At 70.0% G+C, this 16,846-nt stretch carries 14 protein-coding genes; 3 read left to right on the plus strand and 11 right to left on the minus strand.

From position 1 onward, the window contains the following. Genes AB663_RS03900 through AB663_RS03920 form a run of 5 tightly spaced genes read right to left on the minus strand, consistent with a single transcriptional unit; the run spans nucleotide 1 to nucleotide 5,218 of the window. A complete protein-coding gene (locus tag AB663_RS03900; RefSeq protein ID WP_067196020.1) occupies nucleotides 1–840 on the minus strand; it encodes an ABC transporter ATP-binding protein in 840 nt (279 codons plus the stop codon). Beyond that, a complete protein-coding gene (locus tag AB663_RS03905; RefSeq protein WP_067196022.1) occupies nucleotides 833–1,630 on the minus strand; it encodes an ABC transporter ATP-binding protein in 798 nt (265 codons plus the stop codon). Before AB663_RS03905 ends, AB663_RS03900 begins: the two co-directional genes overlap by 8 nt. Then, nucleotides 1,627–2,538 (minus strand): ABC transporter permease, encoded by a 912-nt coding sequence (locus AB663_RS03910; protein ID WP_067196024.1) that lies wholly within the window; start codon nucleotides 2,536–2,538, stop codon nucleotides 1,627–1,629. Before AB663_RS03910 ends, AB663_RS03905 begins: the two co-directional genes overlap by 4 nt. Continuing rightward, the gene (locus tag AB663_RS03915) at nucleotides 2,535–3,596 is read right to left on the minus strand and encodes an ABC transporter permease (RefSeq protein WP_067196025.1); all 1,062 of its coding nucleotides are present in this window, start codon (nucleotides 3,594–3,596) and stop codon (nucleotides 2,535–2,537) included. Before AB663_RS03915 ends, AB663_RS03910 begins: the two co-directional genes overlap by 4 nt. A gap of 11 nt (nucleotides 3,597–3,607) precedes the next feature. Further along, nucleotides 3,608–5,218 (minus strand): ABC transporter substrate-binding protein, encoded by a 1,611-nt coding sequence (locus AB663_RS03920; RefSeq protein WP_232304623.1) that lies wholly within the window; start codon nucleotides 5,216–5,218, stop codon nucleotides 3,608–3,610. Between the two features lie 170 nt (nucleotides 5,219–5,388). Here AB663_RS03920 and AB663_RS03925 point away from each other — a divergent pair, with 170 nt between their 5' ends. Then, nucleotides 5,389–5,928, plus strand: coding sequence for an Lrp/AsnC family transcriptional regulator (locus AB663_RS03925; RefSeq protein WP_083511095.1), 540 nt, complete (start codon nucleotides 5,389–5,391; stop codon nucleotides 5,926–5,928). A 9-nt stretch (nucleotides 5,929–5,937) separates the two neighbouring features. On the opposite strand, the gene AB663_RS03930 is transcribed toward AB663_RS03925, so the two are convergent. Next, nucleotides 5,938–6,294 (minus strand): hypothetical protein, encoded by a 357-nt coding sequence (locus tag AB663_RS03930; RefSeq protein WP_232304624.1) that lies wholly within the window; start codon nucleotides 6,292–6,294, stop codon nucleotides 5,938–5,940. Beyond that, nucleotides 6,291–6,869, minus strand: a complete 579-nt coding sequence (locus AB663_RS03935) for a GNAT family N-acetyltransferase (protein ID WP_232304625.1) — start codon at nucleotides 6,867–6,869, stop codon at nucleotides 6,291–6,293. Before AB663_RS03935 ends, AB663_RS03930 begins: the two co-directional genes overlap by 4 nt. 35 nt (nucleotides 6,870–6,904) lie before the next feature. Between AB663_RS03935 and AB663_RS03940 the strand changes: the two genes are divergently transcribed. Both AB663_RS03940 and AB663_RS03945 read left to right on the plus strand, forming a co-directional pair. After that, nucleotides 6,905–7,876 carry a hypothetical protein gene (locus tag AB663_RS03940; RefSeq protein WP_067196029.1) on the plus strand — a complete coding sequence of 324 codons (972 nt, stop codon included), beginning with the start codon at nucleotides 6,905–6,907 and terminating at the stop codon, nucleotides 7,874–7,876. Beyond that, a complete protein-coding gene (locus AB663_RS03945) occupies nucleotides 7,873–8,997 on the plus strand; it encodes a hypothetical protein (RefSeq protein ID WP_067196031.1) in 1,125 nt (374 codons plus the stop codon). The genes AB663_RS03940 and AB663_RS03945 overlap by 4 nt, the downstream gene beginning before the upstream one ends. A 193-nt stretch (nucleotides 8,998–9,190) precedes the next feature. Here the strand turns inward: AB663_RS03945 and AB663_RS03950 are convergent, their stop codons facing one another. The 4 genes from AB663_RS03950 to AB663_RS03965 form a co-directional block, all read right to left on the minus strand. Then, entirely contained in the window at nucleotides 9,191–9,574 is a 384-nt protein-coding gene (locus AB663_RS03950) for a DUF779 domain-containing protein (RefSeq protein WP_067196033.1), read from the minus strand. A gap of 120 nt (nucleotides 9,575–9,694) precedes the next feature. Continuing rightward, nucleotides 9,695–11,245 (minus strand): acetaldehyde dehydrogenase ExaC, encoded by a 1,551-nt coding sequence (gene exaC / locus AB663_RS03955; RefSeq protein ID WP_067202129.1) that lies wholly within the window; start codon nucleotides 11,243–11,245, stop codon nucleotides 9,695–9,697. A gap of 115 nt (nucleotides 11,246–11,360) precedes the next feature. Continuing rightward, the gene (locus tag AB663_RS03960) at nucleotides 11,361–12,197 is read right to left on the minus strand and encodes a hypothetical protein (protein WP_067196035.1); all 837 of its coding nucleotides are present in this window, start codon (nucleotides 12,195–12,197) and stop codon (nucleotides 11,361–11,363) included. Between the two features lie 96 nt (nucleotides 12,198–12,293). After that, complete coding sequence (locus tag AB663_RS03965) at nucleotides 12,294–16,625, minus strand: DUF7927 domain-containing protein (RefSeq protein WP_067196037.1); 4,332 nt, start codon at nucleotides 16,623–16,625, stop codon at nucleotides 12,294–12,296. Nucleotides 16,626–16,846: the final 221 nt, after the last annotated feature.

A 16,846-nucleotide genomic window follows, 5' to 3' on the forward strand; every position in this document is an offset into this window, starting at 1 on the left:
TCAGCCGACGACCGGCGGCACCTCCGCCCACAGCATCCGCTCGTCCCCCGACGGGGCCGCCGGAATCCGGCCGGCTCCGTCGGGCTCGGGGATCGCGGCGAGCAACGCCTGCGTGTACGGATGCTGCGGCGCCTCCCACACGCGTTCGGTCGGTCCCGATTCGAGCACGCGGCCCGAGTACATGACGAACGTGCGGTCGGCGATACGGCGCACCACGGCGAGGTCGTGCGAGATGAAGAGCATCCCGGCTCCGGCCTCCGCGACGAGGTCGCGCATGAGACCGGCGACGCTCGTCTGCGTCGACGCGTCGAGGGCCGAGATCGGCTCGTCGGCGACCAGCAGCGACGGACGGGCGGCGAGCGCGCGGGCGATCGCGATGCGCTGCTTCTGCCCGCCCGAGAACTGGTGCGGGAACCGAGAGGCGACGGATGGCGGGAGGCCGACCTTCTCGAGCCACTCCCCCACCTGCGAACCGGCCTCGCCACGGGCCTTCGCCGTCGCGATGCCGTCGGCGATCTGGTCTCCCACCCGCCGTCGCGGGTTCAGTGACGTCGACGGATCCTGGAACACCATCTGGATGCCGGTCAGCGCGGTCGGCCGGCGACGGATGCCGAGCCGGGTCACCGGGGCGTCGCGGAAGAGCACGGTGCCGGCCGCGAGCTTCTCGATACCGACGGCAGCGCGGGCGAGGCTCGACTTGCCGCTGCCGGACTCGCCGACCAGGGCCACCGTCTCTCCCGGAGCGACCTGCAGCGAGACGCCGTCGACCGCGACCACCGGCGGGTTTCCGGGGTAGCGCACCACCACGTCCCTCGCGTCGAGGACAGGGGTCTCACTCATGGGCGTCCTCCTGGTCGATGCGCGAGCCGGGCAGGGCGGCCAGCAGAGCGCGGGTGTACTCGTGCTGCGGCGACAGGAAGAGGGTCTCCCGGTCGGCGTGCTCGACGATCTCGCCGTTCTTCATCACGGCGACCTCGTCGGCGATCGCGCTCATGACGCCGAGGTCGTGCGTCACGAGCAGCACGGCGAGCTCGCGCTCGGTGGCGAGGTCGCGCAGCAGGCGGAGGATGCCGGCCTGCACCGTCACGTCGAGCGCCGTCGTCGGCTCGTCGGCGAGCAGCACCTCGGGATCGCACGCGAGCGCGCACGCGATCGCGATGCGCTGCCGCTGTCCTCCGGAGAACTGGTGCGGATAGCGCTTCAGCGCCTCGGCGGGGCCGGGCACCTGCACGGTCTCCAGCAGCTCGATCGCCCTGGCCCGCGCCGCCTCGCCCCGCAGGCCGAGGTGCACGCGCATGTGGTCGGTGAGCTGCCGTCCGACCGGCAGCTGCGGATGCAGCGACGCCGAAGGATCCTGGAAGACCATGGCGATCTTCTTGCCGCGGATGCGGTTGAGCGCTCGGCGACCGAGGCCGACGAGCTCCTCGCCGCCCAGCGTGATGGATCCTCCGGTGCGGGCCTGGCGCGGCAGGAGCCCGAGCACCGCGAGAGAGGTCAGCGTCTTGCCCGAGCCGGATTCGCCGGCGAGGCCGTGAATGCGGCCCTTCTGCAGGTCGAGGGAGACGCCCCGCACGAGCGGGCGGCCGATGTCGATCGTGAGGTCGCGGATGCTCAGCGCCGTCGTGCTCATGCCGGCACCCCCGTCGCGTCCTTCGCGTGCTCCGCCTGCTTCTCGTGCGCCATCTCGGCCGTCGGGTCGAGCACGTCGCGCATGGCGTCGCCCAGGAAGTTGAACGCCAGGACGACCGTGAGGATCGCGAGACCGGGGAAGACGCCCAGCCACCAGGCGTCGAAGTTCTGGATCGCCGCGGAGATCATCGACCCCCATTCGGCCGTGGGCGGCTGCGCGCCGAGGCCGAGGAACGACAGACCGGACAGGAGCAGGATCGCGGCGCCGATGTCGAGGGTCGCGAGCACGAGCATGGGGCCGGCGATGTTCGGCAGGATGTCGACGAACAGGGTGCGCAGCGGCGAGTGCCCGAGCAGGCGGCCGGCGATGACGTAGTTCTGGCCGCGAAGCCCCAGCACGATGCTCCGTGTGACGCGCGAGTACTGCGGCCACGACACGACGATCGCCGCGATCACGGCGTTGAACAGCGACGGGCCGAGCGAGGCCGCCACGACCATCGCGAGGATCACAGTGGGGAAGGCCATGAAGAGGTCGGTGATGCGCATGAGCGTCTCGTCGACCCAGCCGCCGAAGTATCCGGCGACCGCGCCGATCACGGTGCCGATGACCATGGCCGCCACCACGAGCATCAGCGCGAGCGGCAGGCTCACGGTGGCGCCGGCCATCAGGCGCGAGAAGATGTCGCGGCCGTTGCCGTCGGTTCCGAGCAGCGTGTCGATGCCGGGCGGCTGCAGGCGCGGCAGCACCTGCGCGTTCGGCTCGAACGGCACCCACCACTGCGCGGTGAACGCGACGACGATCCAGGCGAGCGCGATGACGGTGCCGATCACGCCGAGCGGCGTGCGCCAGGCGCGAGGCCACCGCAGACGGAACCGCCACGGCCCGGATGCCGAGTCGATGCGGCTCATGCGATCCTCACTCTCGGGTCGAGCACGCCGTAGAGCAGGTCGACGACGAAGTTGATGAGCAGATAGATGAGGCCGACGACGAGACCGACGCCCATGATGCCGGGGAGGTCGAGGTTCGCGGCCGAGTTGTAGGCGTACGTGCCGAGCCCCGGCCATGCGAAGACCGACTCCACCAGCACCGTGCCGGAGAGCAGCGATCCGAAGGCCACGCCGACGACCGTGAGGATCGGGAGCGACGCGCCGCGGAGCACATAGTCGAGGATGACCCGCATGGCCGGGAGGCCCTTCGCGCGCGCCGCGCGCACATAGTCGCTGCCGAGCACTTCGAGCACGGAGGTGCGGATGAAGCGGGTCAGCAGCCCGATGGTCACGAGCGACAGCACCATCACGGGAAGGGCGAGGTGGGCGAGGGCATCGAAGAAGCCGACGCCGTCTCCGTTGAGCAGGTAGTCGATCGTGTACATGCCCGTCACTCGAGGCGGCGGTGTGATCGAGGGGGAGATGCGTCCTGATCCCGGTGCGATGCGCAGCTGCAGGAAGAAGACGTAGAAGCTCACCAGTGCCAGCCAGAAGGTGGGGACGCTGAGGCCCACGAGCGTCACGACGCGGATGACCTGGTCGGTCACGAGGCCGCGCCGGTAGGCGGCGAGGGTGCCGAGGACGATGCTGACGACGAGGCTGAGGATGATGGCGCCGATCGCCACCTCGATCGTCGCGGGCACCGCCGTGGCGAGGTCGCTGGTGACCGGTCGCCCGGTCACCAGCGACGTGCCGAGGTCTCCGCGGAGCAGATTCCCCATGTAGATGAAGTACTGCACGAACAGCGGCTGGTCGAGTCCGTGCTCCCTGATGAACGCCTCACGGGTCGCCGGGTTCTGCGATGCGCCCTCGCCGAGCGCCGCAGACACCGGGTCGCCCGGCACGAGGTTGGTGAGGGCGAACGTCACGATCGTCACGCCCACCAGCAGGAGCAGCGAGGTGCCGACCCGGCGCAGCAGGTAGCCCGCGAGGGGCGATCTGCGGCGCCGGGCCTGCCTCTGCACAGCCACCGTCGTCATCCCAGCGCTCCTCAGCCCGCAGGCGTGATCTCGGCGATGTCCATCTCCCACACGGAGTTGTAGACGGCGCCGGTGACGCTCTTCGCCGTGGCGATGTTGCGGCCGGGGACGATGAGCGGCACGAACGGACCCTCGGCCTGCATGGCCTCGGCGAACGAGGTGAACGCCTCGGTGCGCTGCTCGGCATCCGTGGCGCTGGCGGCCTCGGCGGCGATCGCGGCGATCTCCGGGTTCGCCTCTGCGGCCCAGCCGGCGCGGAGGCCCACCTTGAGGCCGGGACCGAAGGGCAGGAAGTTGGCCGAGTCGGCGTAATCCGGGCCCCAGAACCACAGACCGAAGCCCTCGGTGCCGTTGACGTACGCGTCGAGCTCGGTCGCGAACGGCTGCGGGGCCAGCTCGACGTTGATGCCCGCGTCCTTCAGCTGCGCCTGGATGCGCTCGGCGAGCGGCGTGAACTCGACACCGCCGACCGGGTAGTCGTTCGGGAACTGCAGCTTCAGCGTCTGGCCCGTGTATCCGGCCTCGGCGAGCGCGGCCTTCGCCTTCTCGGCATCCGGCTTCACTCCGCTGTCGAGCGCACCCTCGAACCCGGGCGGGATCACGCCGGTGGCCTGCACCGCGCCCGCGCCGGCGAGCTCGAGCAGGGCGTCGTAGTCGAGCGAGTAGCGGATCGCCTCGGCGATCTTGACGTTCGCGAGCTCGCCCGCGATCGCGGGCGACTGGTTCAGCAGCAGGAAGATGGTCTGGCCGGATGGCACCGAGTCGACGGTCAGGTCGTCGCCCAGACCCGCGACCTGGTCGCCGTTGAGGTCCATCGCCACCATCGAGTCGCCGCCCTTGAGGTTGGCGAGCTGCGTGGCGCTCTCGGAGACGTTGCGCACGACGACGCGCGAGTAGCCCGCCTTCTCGTCGCCGTTGTACTCGTCGTTCTTCTTCAGCACGACCTGCGAGCTGAGGTCGAGGGTGTCGAGCACGTACGGTCCGGAGCCGGCCGACGCACCGTCGAGGTACTTCTGCGCCGAGTCGGTGCCGTCGGTGCTGCCGCCGTTCTCGATCACCACGTCGGAGTTGACGATGCCCAGCGCGGGGTTGGCGAGGATGGCGGGCAGCTGCAGCAGCGGGGTCTCCGACGTGATCGACACGGTCTTGTCGTCGACCTCGGTCACGGTGAGGCCGCCGAGGAGGAAGTTCGGCTTCGCGTCCTCCATGCCCTGCACGCGCTGCAGCGTGAACACGACGTCCTTGGCCTCGATGGGCGAGCCGTCGGAGAACACGCGGCCGTCCTCGAGCGTGAAGGTGAACTCCGTGGCCTGGTCGTTCTGCTCCCACGAGGCGAGACCGGGGACCGGCGTGGAGACGTCGGAGCCCTCGAAGTCGACGAGCGTCTCGTAGAGCGCCTTGGCGATCATGTTGCCGGTCGGGTCGTAGGTGTGGCCGGGGTCGGCCGTCTCGATCGAGAACGCGGTGTCGATGACGAGCGAGTCACCGCCGCCCGAGTTGCCGCCGTTGGCGGAGTTGCCGCCGGAACATCCGGCGAGTGCCAGGAGAGCCACGGCTCCCAGGGCGAGGAATGAGGTGCTGCGACGCGACACCATGACGACCTCCAAGGGCGAGGAGTACATTTCGGGGTAGATCGTCGGATGTGGACGACCGTGATCAGATTCCCATGATGTGCGACGATCTGTCTATCAAGAATGCGTAACAGTCGCGAAGTCTGATGCAAGACCTACCTGAGAGGTGCAAAATGTCCAGCAGTGACGCAGAAGTCCTGAAGAAGTCTGGACGAAGTGCCATGCCGCTCGACGACATCGCGTACAGAATTCTCGACGTGCTCCGCGACAACGGCCGCGTGTCGATCGCCGCGCTGGCCGAGAAGGTCGGGATCTCCCGCGCGAACGCCTATACGCGGGTCGAGTCGCTCGTGCACGACGGCGTGATCACCGGGTTCAGCGCGCGCGTCGACCCCGCGAAGGCCGGGCTGTCGATCGGCGCCCTCGTGTTCGTCACGGTGCTGCCGCAGGCGTGGAGCTCGTTCCGCGAGCGGATCATGGAGATGCCCGACGTCGAGTGGTGCGCCATCACGACCGGAGAGCACGACGCCATGCTCCTCATCCGCGCCGTCGACGTGAGCGGGGTGCACGAGTTCTCCACCGGCGTCATCGCGCAGCTGCCCGAGGTGCGCACGGTCGTCAGCGTCGTGGTTCTCGACGAGGTCGTGCGGCGCCCGTACCTGCTGCCGCCGGACCTGCCCGAGCGCGACACCCGGACGCCGCTCGGCATGACGCGCTGGACGCCCGCGTCGCCGGGGCGGGACACGCTACCGCCCCGCTGAGGCGACGGATCAGGCGGGGATCTCCTCGCACACGCTGAGCTGAGGCGCCCCGTGCATCTCGTAGTGCTCGACGAGGCGCACGCGGCCGTCGTCGGTGAGCTGCAGCTCGCTCTCGCCGTCGCCCGTGACCACCGTGCCGTCGGCGGCCAGCACGTGCACGAAGGACACCCAGATCGTGTCGCCGGTGCGGGTGCCGACGAAGCGCCCGAAGGTGACGGTGTCGCCCTCGTAGTCCCCCCAGATCGCCCCGTCGCGTTCCCAGTAGGTGAACACGCTCGGCGCGTCGGGGTCGACCGCCGATGTCGTGGACGAGACCATCCGGAAGCGGCGGCCATCGAGGGAGGGGAGGGATGCTGTCGCGGTCACTGTTCGATTATGGACGATCGCCACTCGTCCTCGAGCAGGGCGTAGATGAGCAGGGTGCTCCACTCCCCCTTGAACCACTCGCTCTCGACCAGCCGGGCCTCCCGCCGGAAGCCCAGTCGCTCGACGACCCGGATCGACGCGGCGTTGCGCTCGTCGATCCGCGCCGCGATGCGATGTAGCCCCAGGCCGTCGAAGCCGACGTGGAGCAGGGCGCGCACGGCCTCCGAGGCGTAGCCGTGGCCTGCCGCGCGCGGATCGAGGATGTACCCGACCTCGCCGGCCCGATCGGACTCGCTCCGCCAGAACAGCACGACGTCGCCGACGAGGCGGCCGGTGCGGCGCTCCTCCAGGGCGAGGCACACGGCGTCGCCCTCCTTCTCGAAGCGGGTCGTCGACCATCGCGTCGCGATGCGCTCCTCCACGTCCGCGAGCGTGAGCGGTCCGTATGGCACGTACCGCACGCTCTCGGCATCCGACTTGTACGCCAGCATCGCCGGTGCGTCGTCGGGGGTGATCGGCCGCAGCAGCAGCCGCTCTGTGCGGATCGGGTAGTCGGGCTGAAGCACGGTGCTCACCGTACCGCGTCTGCCCCTGCGGGTACCGTGGTGGCATGGAGTGGATCGCCGATCCGACGGCCGGGGAATGGCTGCGTGCGCGACTCGATGGCGCGATCGGTGCGAGCATGCACTGCGTGGTGCCGCGGGGCTTTCCGGCATACGCCCGCGTGTTCCATCCGGCCACCGTGCGGTCGCTCCCCGATCGCGCCGTGCCCGCGCGTGCCGAATGGGAACGGATGCCGCCTTCGGAGTCGCAGCGGCTGATGGACCGGTTCGTCGACGAACCGACGACCTGGCGCGATGTCGCAGCGGCGTTCGGCACGACCATGCATCCGCTCGCGCAGTGGCAGAGCATCGTGCGCACGCCGCCCGGCGACGACTGGAACACCCGGATCTCCCCCGACGGCCGCGAGTTCACGGCGCCGGAGGAAGGCCACCTCGAACCTGAGCTCCTCGCCGCGGTGGCCGAGCACCTCGTCGTGCACACGGCGACACCGGATGCCGGCGTCGCCGCGCTTTGGGAGGGATGGGGCGACCTGCTCGGCCATCTCGGCCACGGCCCGTCACGCCTGTTCTTCGAGGTCGGCGACGACGCGGCCCACCAGCAGCTGCTCGAACGGAGCATCCATGACCCCCTCAACAACGGCTTCCGCACTCCGACGTGGCAGGAGGGGATCCTCTCGCGCGAGATCTCCGAGGCTCCGCGCCTCGAGCTCCCCGATCGCAGGTACGTCCTGTTCTCGGCATCCGCCCGCGAGTTCGCCGCTCCGGGATGGGTACTGACTGCGCCGTGGCGCGACCTGCCCGCCGAGGAGAGGGGATTCCCGCCGCAGGCGCACAGCCCCGGCATCCTGTGGCCCGCCGATCACGCCTGGGTGCTGGTGTCGGAGATCGACTTCGACTCCACCGTCGTCGCCGGCAGCGCCGAGCTCATCGCCGCGCTCTGCGCCGACGACCGGATCGAGGCGCTGCCGATCCCCGCGGATGCGAGCCTGGCGTGGGACGCCGACGAGGTGAACCGGTGACGGCCCCGCAGCCGCAGGCGTCGTTCGATGCGCGACCCCTGTGGGAGCCCGTCGACCCGGCCGCCGTCCGGGCGTTCGCGGCCGAGCTGCGGGCGCGCCGCACCGAGGGCGTCGCCGCCTCCACGGTGATCGGCATCGTCGTTGCGGTGCTGGCGGGTGTCGTCCTGGTGCCCGTCGTCGTGACGGCGCTCGTCGCTCTCGCGGTGCACGGCGGGGGGTCGTCCCCGCTCGCCGCGGTGCCGCTGCTGCTCATCGCCGCGGCCGGTGCAGCGATCGTGGCACTCGCCGTCGCCGGCTGGCGCCGTGCGCGGATCACCCGGTACCGGCTCCCCCGTTTCGCGCGAGCGAACGGGATGAGCTATGTCGAGCGCGTCGCCGATCCCCCTCTTCCGGGCATGATCTTCAGCCTCGGCCGGTCGCGCGTCGCCACCGACCTCGTGCGCGGCACGCATCCGCGTTTCGTCGAGTTCGGCAACTACCAGTACACGGTGCAGTCGGGGAAGAACTCGACGACCTACCGGTGGGGCTACGTCGCGGTGAAGCTCGACGTGCCGCTGCCGAACATCGTGCTCGACGCGAAGGGCAACAACGCCTTCGGGTCGAACCTGCCCGCGCACTTCGACCGTGCCCAGCGGCTGTCGCTCGAGGGCGACTTCGACCAGCACTTCACCCTCTACTGCCCCTCGGGCTACGAGGCCGACGCGCTGTACCTCTTCACGCCCGACATCATGGCCCGGTTCATCGACAACGCCGCCGAGCTCGACGTCGAGATCGTCGACGACTGGCTGTTCCTCTACACCCAGCGCCGCGTGTCGACGCTCGATCCGGCGACGTGGGCCTGGCTGTTCGGCGCGGTCGGCGCGCTGCTCGTGAAGTTCGACCAGTGGGCGCGCTGGCGCGACGAGCGTCTGGCGGCGACGGCATCCGCTCCCGGCGCGCCGCACGGGGATGCGGCGAGCCTCCCCTTCGCTGCACCGACGGGTCTTCTCGCGCCGCCGCCGGGAGTCGCTCCGCAGGGCCGTCGCCTCCGGCGCAGCGTGCAGTGGCTTCCGATCGTCATCGCGCTCGCGGCCGGCGTCTTCTGGCTCTGGGCCAGGGTCGCCGACACGTTCGGCCACTGAGGCCGAGTGTGGGGGTGGGTGCTGCTTTGGGGATCAGCTGCCCACCCCATCCCCCCTCGGGATCAGAGAGGACTGGGGATCCTCTCCGCATGGCGGCCGAGCCGCCCCGCAGTGCGCTCAGCTGGGGACTGGATCTGCACTGCGTACAGAAAGATGGTATACCGGCGCACGTTGCATCGGGTTGCGCGACCGCTCACCGCTGCGGGAGCAGTCCGAAGTGGGCGAGCTCGGCCTCGTCGAGCATCCGAGACCGGATGAGGAATCGCATGCCCGTCGGGCCCTCCACGCTGAACCCGGCTCCCCTGCCGGGCACGACGTCGATCGTGAGGTGCGTGTACTTCCAGTACTCGAACTGCGACGCCGACATGTAGACCTCGACCGGGTCGGGGAGGCCGACCTCCAGCGTCCCCAGCAGCACATCGCCCGGTCCGGTGAGGAACATGCCGACCGGGTAGCACATCGGCGCCGACCCGTCGCAGCATCCGCCCGACTGATGGAACATCAGCGGTCCGTGCTGCGCCGTGAGATCGCGGATGAGGGATGCGGCGGCATCCGTCACGTCCACTCGCTGCGGCATCGTCTTCTCCTTCCTGCCGCGCCGATCCGGGCGGGCGCCCCCGGTGCCCGCCCGGATCCCCCTGCCCCCGTCCCCACTCCGCTCGGATCCTGAGCGAGCAGGGGCATGGGGAAGGACCGATCAGAAGAAGCCCATCGGTCCTTCGGCGTACGAGACCAGGAGGTTCTTGGTCTGCTGGTAGTGGTCGAGCATCATCTTGTGGTTCTCGCGGCCGACGCCCGACTGCTTGTACCCGCCGAACGCCGCGTGCGCCGGGTACTGGTGGTACGTGTTCGTCCACACGCGTCCGGCCTCGATCGCCCGGCCCGCGCGGTACGCGGTGTCGCCGTCGCGGCTCCACACCCCGGCGCCGAGGCCGTAGAGCGTGTCGTTGGCGATCGAGATCGCGTCGGCGAAGTCGTCGAAGCTCGTCACCGACAGCACCGGCCCGAAGATCTCCTCCTGGAAGATGCGCATGTCGTTCGTGCCCTCGAACACGGTCGGCGCGACGTAGAACCCGTCGCTGAGGTCGCCGCCGAGGTCGACCCGCTCACCGCCGGTCAGCAGACGCGCGCCGCCCTGCTTGCCGATGTCGATGTAGCTGAGGATCTTCTCCAGCTGGTCGTTCGACGCCTGTGCGCCGATCATCGTGGCGGGGTCGAGCGGGTTGCCCTGCACGACCTTCTTCACCCGCTCGAGTCCGTCGGCGAGGAAGCCGTCGTAGATCGAGCGCTGGATGAGCGCGCGCGACGGGCACGTGCAGACCTCGCCCTGGTTCAGCGCGAACATCGTGAACCCCTCGAGCGCCTTGTCGTAGTAGGCGTCGGACGTCGAGCGGGCGACGTCCTCGAAGAAGACGTTCGGGCTCTTGCCCCCGAGCTCGAGCGTCACCGGGATGAGGTTCTGCGAGGCGTACTGCATGATGAGGCGTCCGGTCGTGGTCTCGCCCGTGAAGGCGACCTTGCGGATGCGCTTGTGCTGGGCGAGCGGCGCGCCGGCCTCGATGCCGAAGCCGTTGACGATGTTCACCACACCGGCGGGAATGAGGTCGCCGATGATGTCGAACAGGAAGAGGATCGACGCGGGCGTCTGCTCGGCCGGCTTGATGACGATGCAGTTGCCTGCAGCGAGCGCGGGCGCGAGCTTCCACGTGGCCATGAGGATCGGGAAGTTCCACGGGATGATCTGGCCGACGACGCCGAGCGGCTCGTGGAAGTGGTACGCGACGGTGTTCTCGTCGAGCTGGCTGATGCCGCCCTCCTGCGCACGCAGCACGCCGGCGAAGTAGCGGAAGTGGTCGATCGCGAGCGGGATGTCGGCGGCCAGCGTCTCGCGCACGGGCTTGCCGTTCTCCCAGGTCTCGGCGATCGCGATCTCCTCGAGGTGCTGCTCGATGCGGTCGGCGATGCGGTTGAGCAGGTTCGCGCGCTCGGTGGGGCTGGTCTTGCCCCACGTGGCGAACGCCTTCCAGGCGACGTCGACGGCGCGGTCGATGTCTTCGGCCGTACCGCGGCCGACCTCGGTGAACGGCTTGCCGTTGACGGGACTGACGTTCTCGAAGTACTGGCCCTTGACGGGTTCCACGAACTGGCCGCCGATGTAGTGGCCGTAGCGGGCGCGGTAGTTCGCGAGTGCTCCCGGCTGACCGGGAGCGGCGTAGGCGGTTGACACGTCTTCTTCGACGATGGTCATCATGTCTCCTTCGACGGGCCGCGTCGGAGATTCGCGGCTGGTGTGACGAAGGTAGGCCGCCGGAGGTTGCGTCCCGGTGCGCAACGTTGCATCGGGTTGCAGGGCGTCGGGCGGGTCAGTTCCCGCCGCCGCTCGTGTCGGAATCGTAACGTCGGCTGTGCGGTGTGTACCGCACCGGATGCTCGGGATCGAGCTCGACGTGCAGACCACCGTCCTCGTCGCGGAACACGATCACCCGCGAACCGGGCACCGGGATCTCGTGGGCGTAGGAGTTCAGTCGCACGACGACCGTGTGCTCGCCGCGGTCGTCCTCGTAGCGGATCGGCACATCTCCGCCCTCGTGCCATCGGGCAGGGTCCGGAAGGGCGGTGATCATCCCCGCGTACCGAGGCGCGGTCGCCCGCAGGCGCAGCACCCTGGCGACCTCGGCCCTTGCGCGGCGCGCCGAAGAGACGGCGAGGGCCGCCAGCACGGCCGTGGCGAGCGCGCACAGGGATGCCAGGGTGCCGGGGACCACGGCCTCGCCGGCCTCCCGCCCGGACCACGGTCGGATCAGTCCGGCATTCGCTGCGATGAGGCCGAGACCGATCGCAGATCCGCCGGCGAGAGCCGAGAACACGATCAGCGCCAGCGTGGACGACTTCATGATGCGCTCGGTGCCCTCGACGAAGACTCCGCTGGCAGTGAAGACCGCGGCGAGCACCGCGGGCACCGCGAGCACGAGCCACCACCAGCCGACTGCCTCGCCGTCGGTGACGGCGGTGTCGAAGAGAAGGCCGGACCCCGCCACCGCGAGGCCGACGCTCACCGCGAACGCCGCGACCAGCCCCATGTAGCCGGCGCCGATCGGGGCGAGCGTCACCCCGTGCGGCACGCGGACCGTCCGCGACCGACGCTCCCCCCGCGGGGAGAACACCGGCCCGTCCTCGAGCCACGCCCATTCCTCGGCCATGCCACGACCCTACGGCCCGCAGCGACGGTTCGAGGAGCGCAAAGTGTTCGAATGCCGGGAGATCAGCAACACTTCGCGCTCCTCGAACCGCTGGGGTCAGCCGATCTGGTCGACTGAGCGCCGGCGCCTGCTCACGGCGAGGAAGATCCCTCCGCCGATCAGCAGCGCCATCATCGCGGCCAGCAGGGAGGCCGCGACCTCTCCACCCGTCGCGGCGAGGGGCGGCGGCGGGGTGAGCTCGTGCGTGGTGCACAGCTGGCTGTCGGGCACGCAGATCGGCTCCTCGCCGGTCTGCGCGACGACGTTGGCGAGCACGTGGTCGCCCTGCTCGTCGTACGCCTTGGGCGCCACCGTGTACGTCACCGTGACCACGTCACCGGTCGCGACCGTGCCGGTGATCCGGATGGCCTGACCCTGCACCGCCGCCGTGAGCGACGGGTCGGATGCCGCAGGGGCACCCGAGAGCACGGCGTCGTCGAGTACACCGGACAGGTGATCGGTGTAGTCCACCGCCACCGGCGCTGCCGCCGGGTTGGTGCCCACGTTGCGGAACGTCAGCGTGTAGGTGACCCGCTGGTCGTACGCGATCGTCGTGCCGGATGCCGGGTCGGCCGACTTGGTCACCTGCACGTTCGAGACGGGGTTGACCGTGCAGTCGGCGCGCTCGGCATCCGTCGGCTCACAGGTCGCCGGAGGCTCCTCGCCCTCGTCGACGAGGAAGTTGCCGAGCCGGTCGTCGCCGCGCTCGCCGTCGTCGTTCACGACGACCGTGTAGACCACCGTGGCCTCCTGGCCGGGGGCCAGGGTGCCTGCCACGAGGAACCGCCCGTCCGCGACGTCGAAGACGCTCAGCGCAGCATCCGACGACTCCGGCGGGGAGACGACGGTCGCGTCGTCGAGCACCTGGGTGAGCACGTCCTCGCGGGCCACGTCCACGTCGGCCTCGCCGATGTTGGCGAAGTGCAGCGTGTAGGTCACCTCCTGCCCTGCGCGCACGGTGGCCCCGGATGCCGGGTCGACCGTCTTCCAGTCGTCGAGCTCTCCGACGGGGTGGCTCGTCGCGGGCGGCACGAACGGATCGCACTCCGGGTCTGCATCGGCGCACTCGAACGGCGGCACGTCCGGGACGAGGACGTTGCCCACGATGTTGTCGCCGCGCTCGCCGTCGGGACGGACCGTGACGCTGTAGGTCACGGTCACCGTCTCGCCCGGAGCCAGCTCACCCGTCACCCGCAGCGTGCCCGCGTCGGGGTCGAACACGAGCTCGATCCCGTCAGCGGAGGTCTGCGGAGCGGTCGTGATGTCGGCGTCGTCGAGCACTCCCGTGAGGTCGTCCGTCGAGTCCAGCGCGCCGGCGGCCTGGCCGTCGTTCGTCCAGCTCAGCGTGTAGTCGACCACGTCGCCCGCCAGCAGGCTCTCACCGGATGCCGGATCGGAGCTCTTCGCGGGAACGATGCTCGGCAGCAGGATCTCGACGCTCACGGGCGGATCGCAGTCCTCGCCGGGCGCGCACACCGGAGCCGCCACGTTCACGAGGTCGTGGTCGCCGAGGTTCGTGACCGTCACCGTGTACGTGATCTCGACCGACTCGCCCGCCGCGACCGGTCCCGACCAGGTCAGCACGGGCTCGCCGTACTGCGGGGCCGGAACGGCCGACCCGTCGGACGACACCGCCGTGGCGCCTCCGTCGTAGACGGCGTCGTCCAGCACGTCGGTGAGGTCGTCGGTCACGGATGCCGGAGCATCCGTCGTGTAGTCGGCCGCGCCATCGTTCGTGACGGTGACGGTGTAGGTCACGACGTCGCCGGACGTCACGTCGTCGACTGGCTCCGCCGTCTTGGTGATCGAGAAGTGCCGGATCGGGTTCTCGGTGCCGGGGCAGCCCTCGGGACCGCACGTGCCGTCGGGGTTCTGCACCACGTTCGCGAGGACATGGTCGCCCTGCTCGGCGTAGGGCGCCACCGTGACCGTGTAGGACACGGTGACCGTCTGGCCCGCGGGGATCGTGCCGTCGATCGCGAGCTCGTCGCCGTCGACGACCGCGGTCAGCGCGGCGGCATCCGACACGTCGATCGAACCCTCGACGAACTCTGCGTCGTCGAGCACGCCTGATAGGTCGTCGACCTTGTCGACGGTCACCTCGGACTCGCCCGTGCTCTCGAAGGTCAGCGTGTAGGTGACGTCCTGACCGCTCTGCACCGTGCTGCCATCGGCCGGGTCGACCGACTTGCTCACCGCGAGCCGCCCGCCGGGGATGCGCACGGTGGCGCAGCTCTCGGCTCCGGGCAGCGTGTCGGCCTCCGGCACGCACGCGGTGTTGGTGAGCACCGAGTCTCCGGCGGTCGCGTCGTACACGACGGTGTAGCGGATCTCGATCGACGCTCCCGCCGCGAGCGGTCCCGACCAGGTGAGCTCCTCGGCGTCGGCGTCGAACTCCGCGCCGGCGGCCGGTGCGAGGATCTCGCCGAACTCTGCGTCGTCGAGCACCTCTTCCAGGCTGTCGGTCATGGTGGCCGGAGCGTCGTCCGTGTAGAAGCCGGGGCCCTCGTTGGTCACCGTCACGGTGTACGTGACCTCGTCGCCGTCGGTGGGCAGCGTGGTGGCGTCCGCGGTCTTCGCGATGGTCAGACGGGGCAGCTCGCCCACGGTGCCGTCACATGCCTCTCCCGTGACCGGGTCACGGCCGTCGACGGCGTCCTCGCAGAGCGGCGTGGGCGGCACCTGGCCGGGCGGGGGCGTGGTGACGGGCTGCCAGGCCACGTTGGCGACCTCGCCGTCTCCGGCGCTGCCCAGGGTCACGGTGTAGGTGAGCTCGACGCTCTCCCCCGCCGCGAGCGGCCCCGCCCACGACAGGTGCGAGGGCTCGATGAACGCCGGTGCCGGCACGTCGTCGCCGTCCGACGCGACGACCGCCGCGTCGTCGTTGTACGTCGCGTCGTCGAGCACCCCGGAGAGGTCGTCGAAGAGCACGGCGGGATCGGCCACGGTGTAGTCGGTGTCTCCGACATTGGTCGCCGTGACCGTGTAGGCGACGACGTCGCCGGGACGGGAGTCCTCGGTGAAGTCGGACGTCTTGTCGATCGAGAGGCAGCGTCCGCCGAACTGGATCTCGCCGGTCCCGAAGTCGGCCGGCAGGTAGGTCCAGTCGTCGATGACGCGCTCGTTGCCCCACGAGTTGTTGTCATAGGCCCAGCCATGCGCACCGCCCGCCGAGTCGGCGCCGTCGGTCGCGGACAGGACCGGGGTGGTGTTCACGCGTGCGCCGGTCATCTGCGTGTCGTCCCAGTAGATCGTCGAGTCCGGCGCACCGGCGCCGTTCAGCCGCCGGATCGAGATGCCGGCCCTGCCCTCGACGTCGGTCTGCAGGATGTGCACCTCGCCGAGCTTGTCGAAGAACACCCGTGCGCCCATGCGCGTGCAGTCCTCGATCGGATCGCCAAGCCCGTCGAGACCGTCGAACGCGTAGCTGTACGATCCGCTGCCGTCGGCGCCCAGCCGGATGCTGCGGTCGCGCTGGCCGTCGTACGATCCGTCGCCGTCGACGTCGATCTGCAGCACGTATCCGCCGGTGAAGCGATCGTTGATCGAGTAGGTGAAGGTGCCGGTGGCCGACCCGCCCCCGGCGGGGGCGAAGGCGAGGTCGTCGACGGCCAGATCGGCCGGGCCGAGCAGGTCGGGCCGGACGTTCACGCTTCCGAGGTTCGTGCTCGAGACCTGCGGCAGGTCGTCGGCCGGCTCCTCGAAGAACACCCGGTAGGTCTCTCCGCAGTCCGGGAGGGGGAGCGTGGTGCCCACTCCGCCCGGCGGCTCGTACGAGGCGTAGGGCGGGATGCAGTCGGCCTCGTCGGCCCAGCCCACGCTGTTCGCCTCGAAGATCGAGTTGACGCCGTTGTAGTCGTCGAGCTCGACGGCGTACACGTACCCGGTGTTGTTCACGATCCAGAAGTTCAGGTCGACGGTGTTCGCGGTTCCGGACGCCTGCTGCATGTAGTACCGATCGGACCAGACGCGGCCCGGTATCACCTGGCCGGATCCGGCCGCATGCACGTCCACCGTCCAGCTGTAGCCGATGCTCGTGCCCTGGCTCGGGAGATGGATGCGCCAGACGCCGTCGGCGGCTGCGGGTCCGTACGTACCGGGTCCGAGCGCGGTGGTTCCGTCGGGAGCGACCACCTGCTCGATGTTGCCGGTGCCGACCACGGTCTCACCGGCCTCGACGTAGGCGTACAGCCACTGATTCGAGTAGGCGTTCGACGGCGGCGTGTTGCCCGCGGCGAGCGCGGGCGACGGCAGCGCGACGCCGAGCAGCGACACGGCGAGCGCGGCGACGATCGCCGCCGCGACACCCGCCCTCCGACGTTCTCCCGACCTTCCCGGTCGTGCTGCCGGCCTCCGCCGGCCGATCAGGGCACGCGTTGACGTGGCCATCTGCTCTCCCTCCAGGACTGCATGGTTGCGCGCGGGATCTCTCCCGTCCCGCGCGTTCTCACCATGCCTATCGACAGGCCGGGACGGTCGACCACGGATGCTCGGGAACTGACCCCGAAATTCACCCCATCCGCACGCCCGTACGCGCCGGACGGAACGGCCGTTGTGCTTGACTGGGTGCGGGGACGCCGCGACGCTCAGGCTCAGCAGCACACGTACAT

The sequence above is a fragment of the Microbacterium sp. XT11 genome (genome assembly GCF_001513675.1).
GTDB lineage: Bacteria > Actinomycetota > Actinomycetes > Actinomycetales > Microbacteriaceae > Microbacterium.

What these genes read in the sequence shown, in the direction of transcription:
- AB663_RS03900 (WP_067196020.1), bottom strand. Translation starts at nt 840, where the DNA reads ATGAGTGAGACCCCTGTCCTCGACGCGAGGGACGTGGTGGTGCGCTAC.
- AB663_RS03905 (WP_067196022.1), bottom strand. Translation starts at nt 1,630, where the DNA reads ATGAGCACGACGGCGCTGAGCATCCGCGACCTCACGATCGACATCGGC.
- AB663_RS03910 (WP_067196024.1), bottom strand. Translation starts at nt 2,538, where the DNA reads ATGAGCCGCATCGACTCGGCATCCGGGCCGTGGCGGTTCCGTCTGCGG.
- AB663_RS03915 (WP_067196025.1), bottom strand. Translation starts at nt 3,596, where the DNA reads ATGACGACGGTGGCTGTGCAGAGGCAGGCCCGGCGCCGCAGATCGCCC.
- AB663_RS03920 (WP_232304623.1), bottom strand. Translation starts at nt 5,218, where the DNA reads ATGTACTCCTCGCCCTTGGAGGTCGTCATGGTGTCGCGTCGCAGCACC.
- AB663_RS03925 (WP_083511095.1), top strand. Translation starts at nt 5,389, where the DNA reads ATGCCGCTCGACGACATCGCGTACAGAATTCTCGACGTGCTCCGCGAC.
- AB663_RS03940 (WP_067196029.1), top strand. Translation starts at nt 6,905, where the DNA reads ATGGAGTGGATCGCCGATCCGACGGCCGGGGAATGGCTGCGTGCGCGA.
- AB663_RS03950 (WP_067196033.1), bottom strand. Translation starts at nt 9,574, where the DNA reads ATGCCGCAGCGAGTGGACGTGACGGATGCCGCCGCATCCCTCATCCGC.
- exaC (WP_067202129.1), bottom strand. Translation starts at nt 11,245, where the DNA reads ATGACCATCGTCGAAGAAGACGTGTCAACCGCCTACGCCGCTCCCGGT.
- AB663_RS03960 (WP_067196035.1), bottom strand. Translation starts at nt 12,197, where the DNA reads ATGGCCGAGGAATGGGCGTGGCTCGAGGACGGGCCGGTGTTCTCCCCG.
- AB663_RS03965 (WP_067196037.1), bottom strand. Translation starts at nt 16,625, where the DNA reads ATGGCCACGTCAACGCGTGCCCTGATCGGCCGGCGGAGGCCGGCAGCA.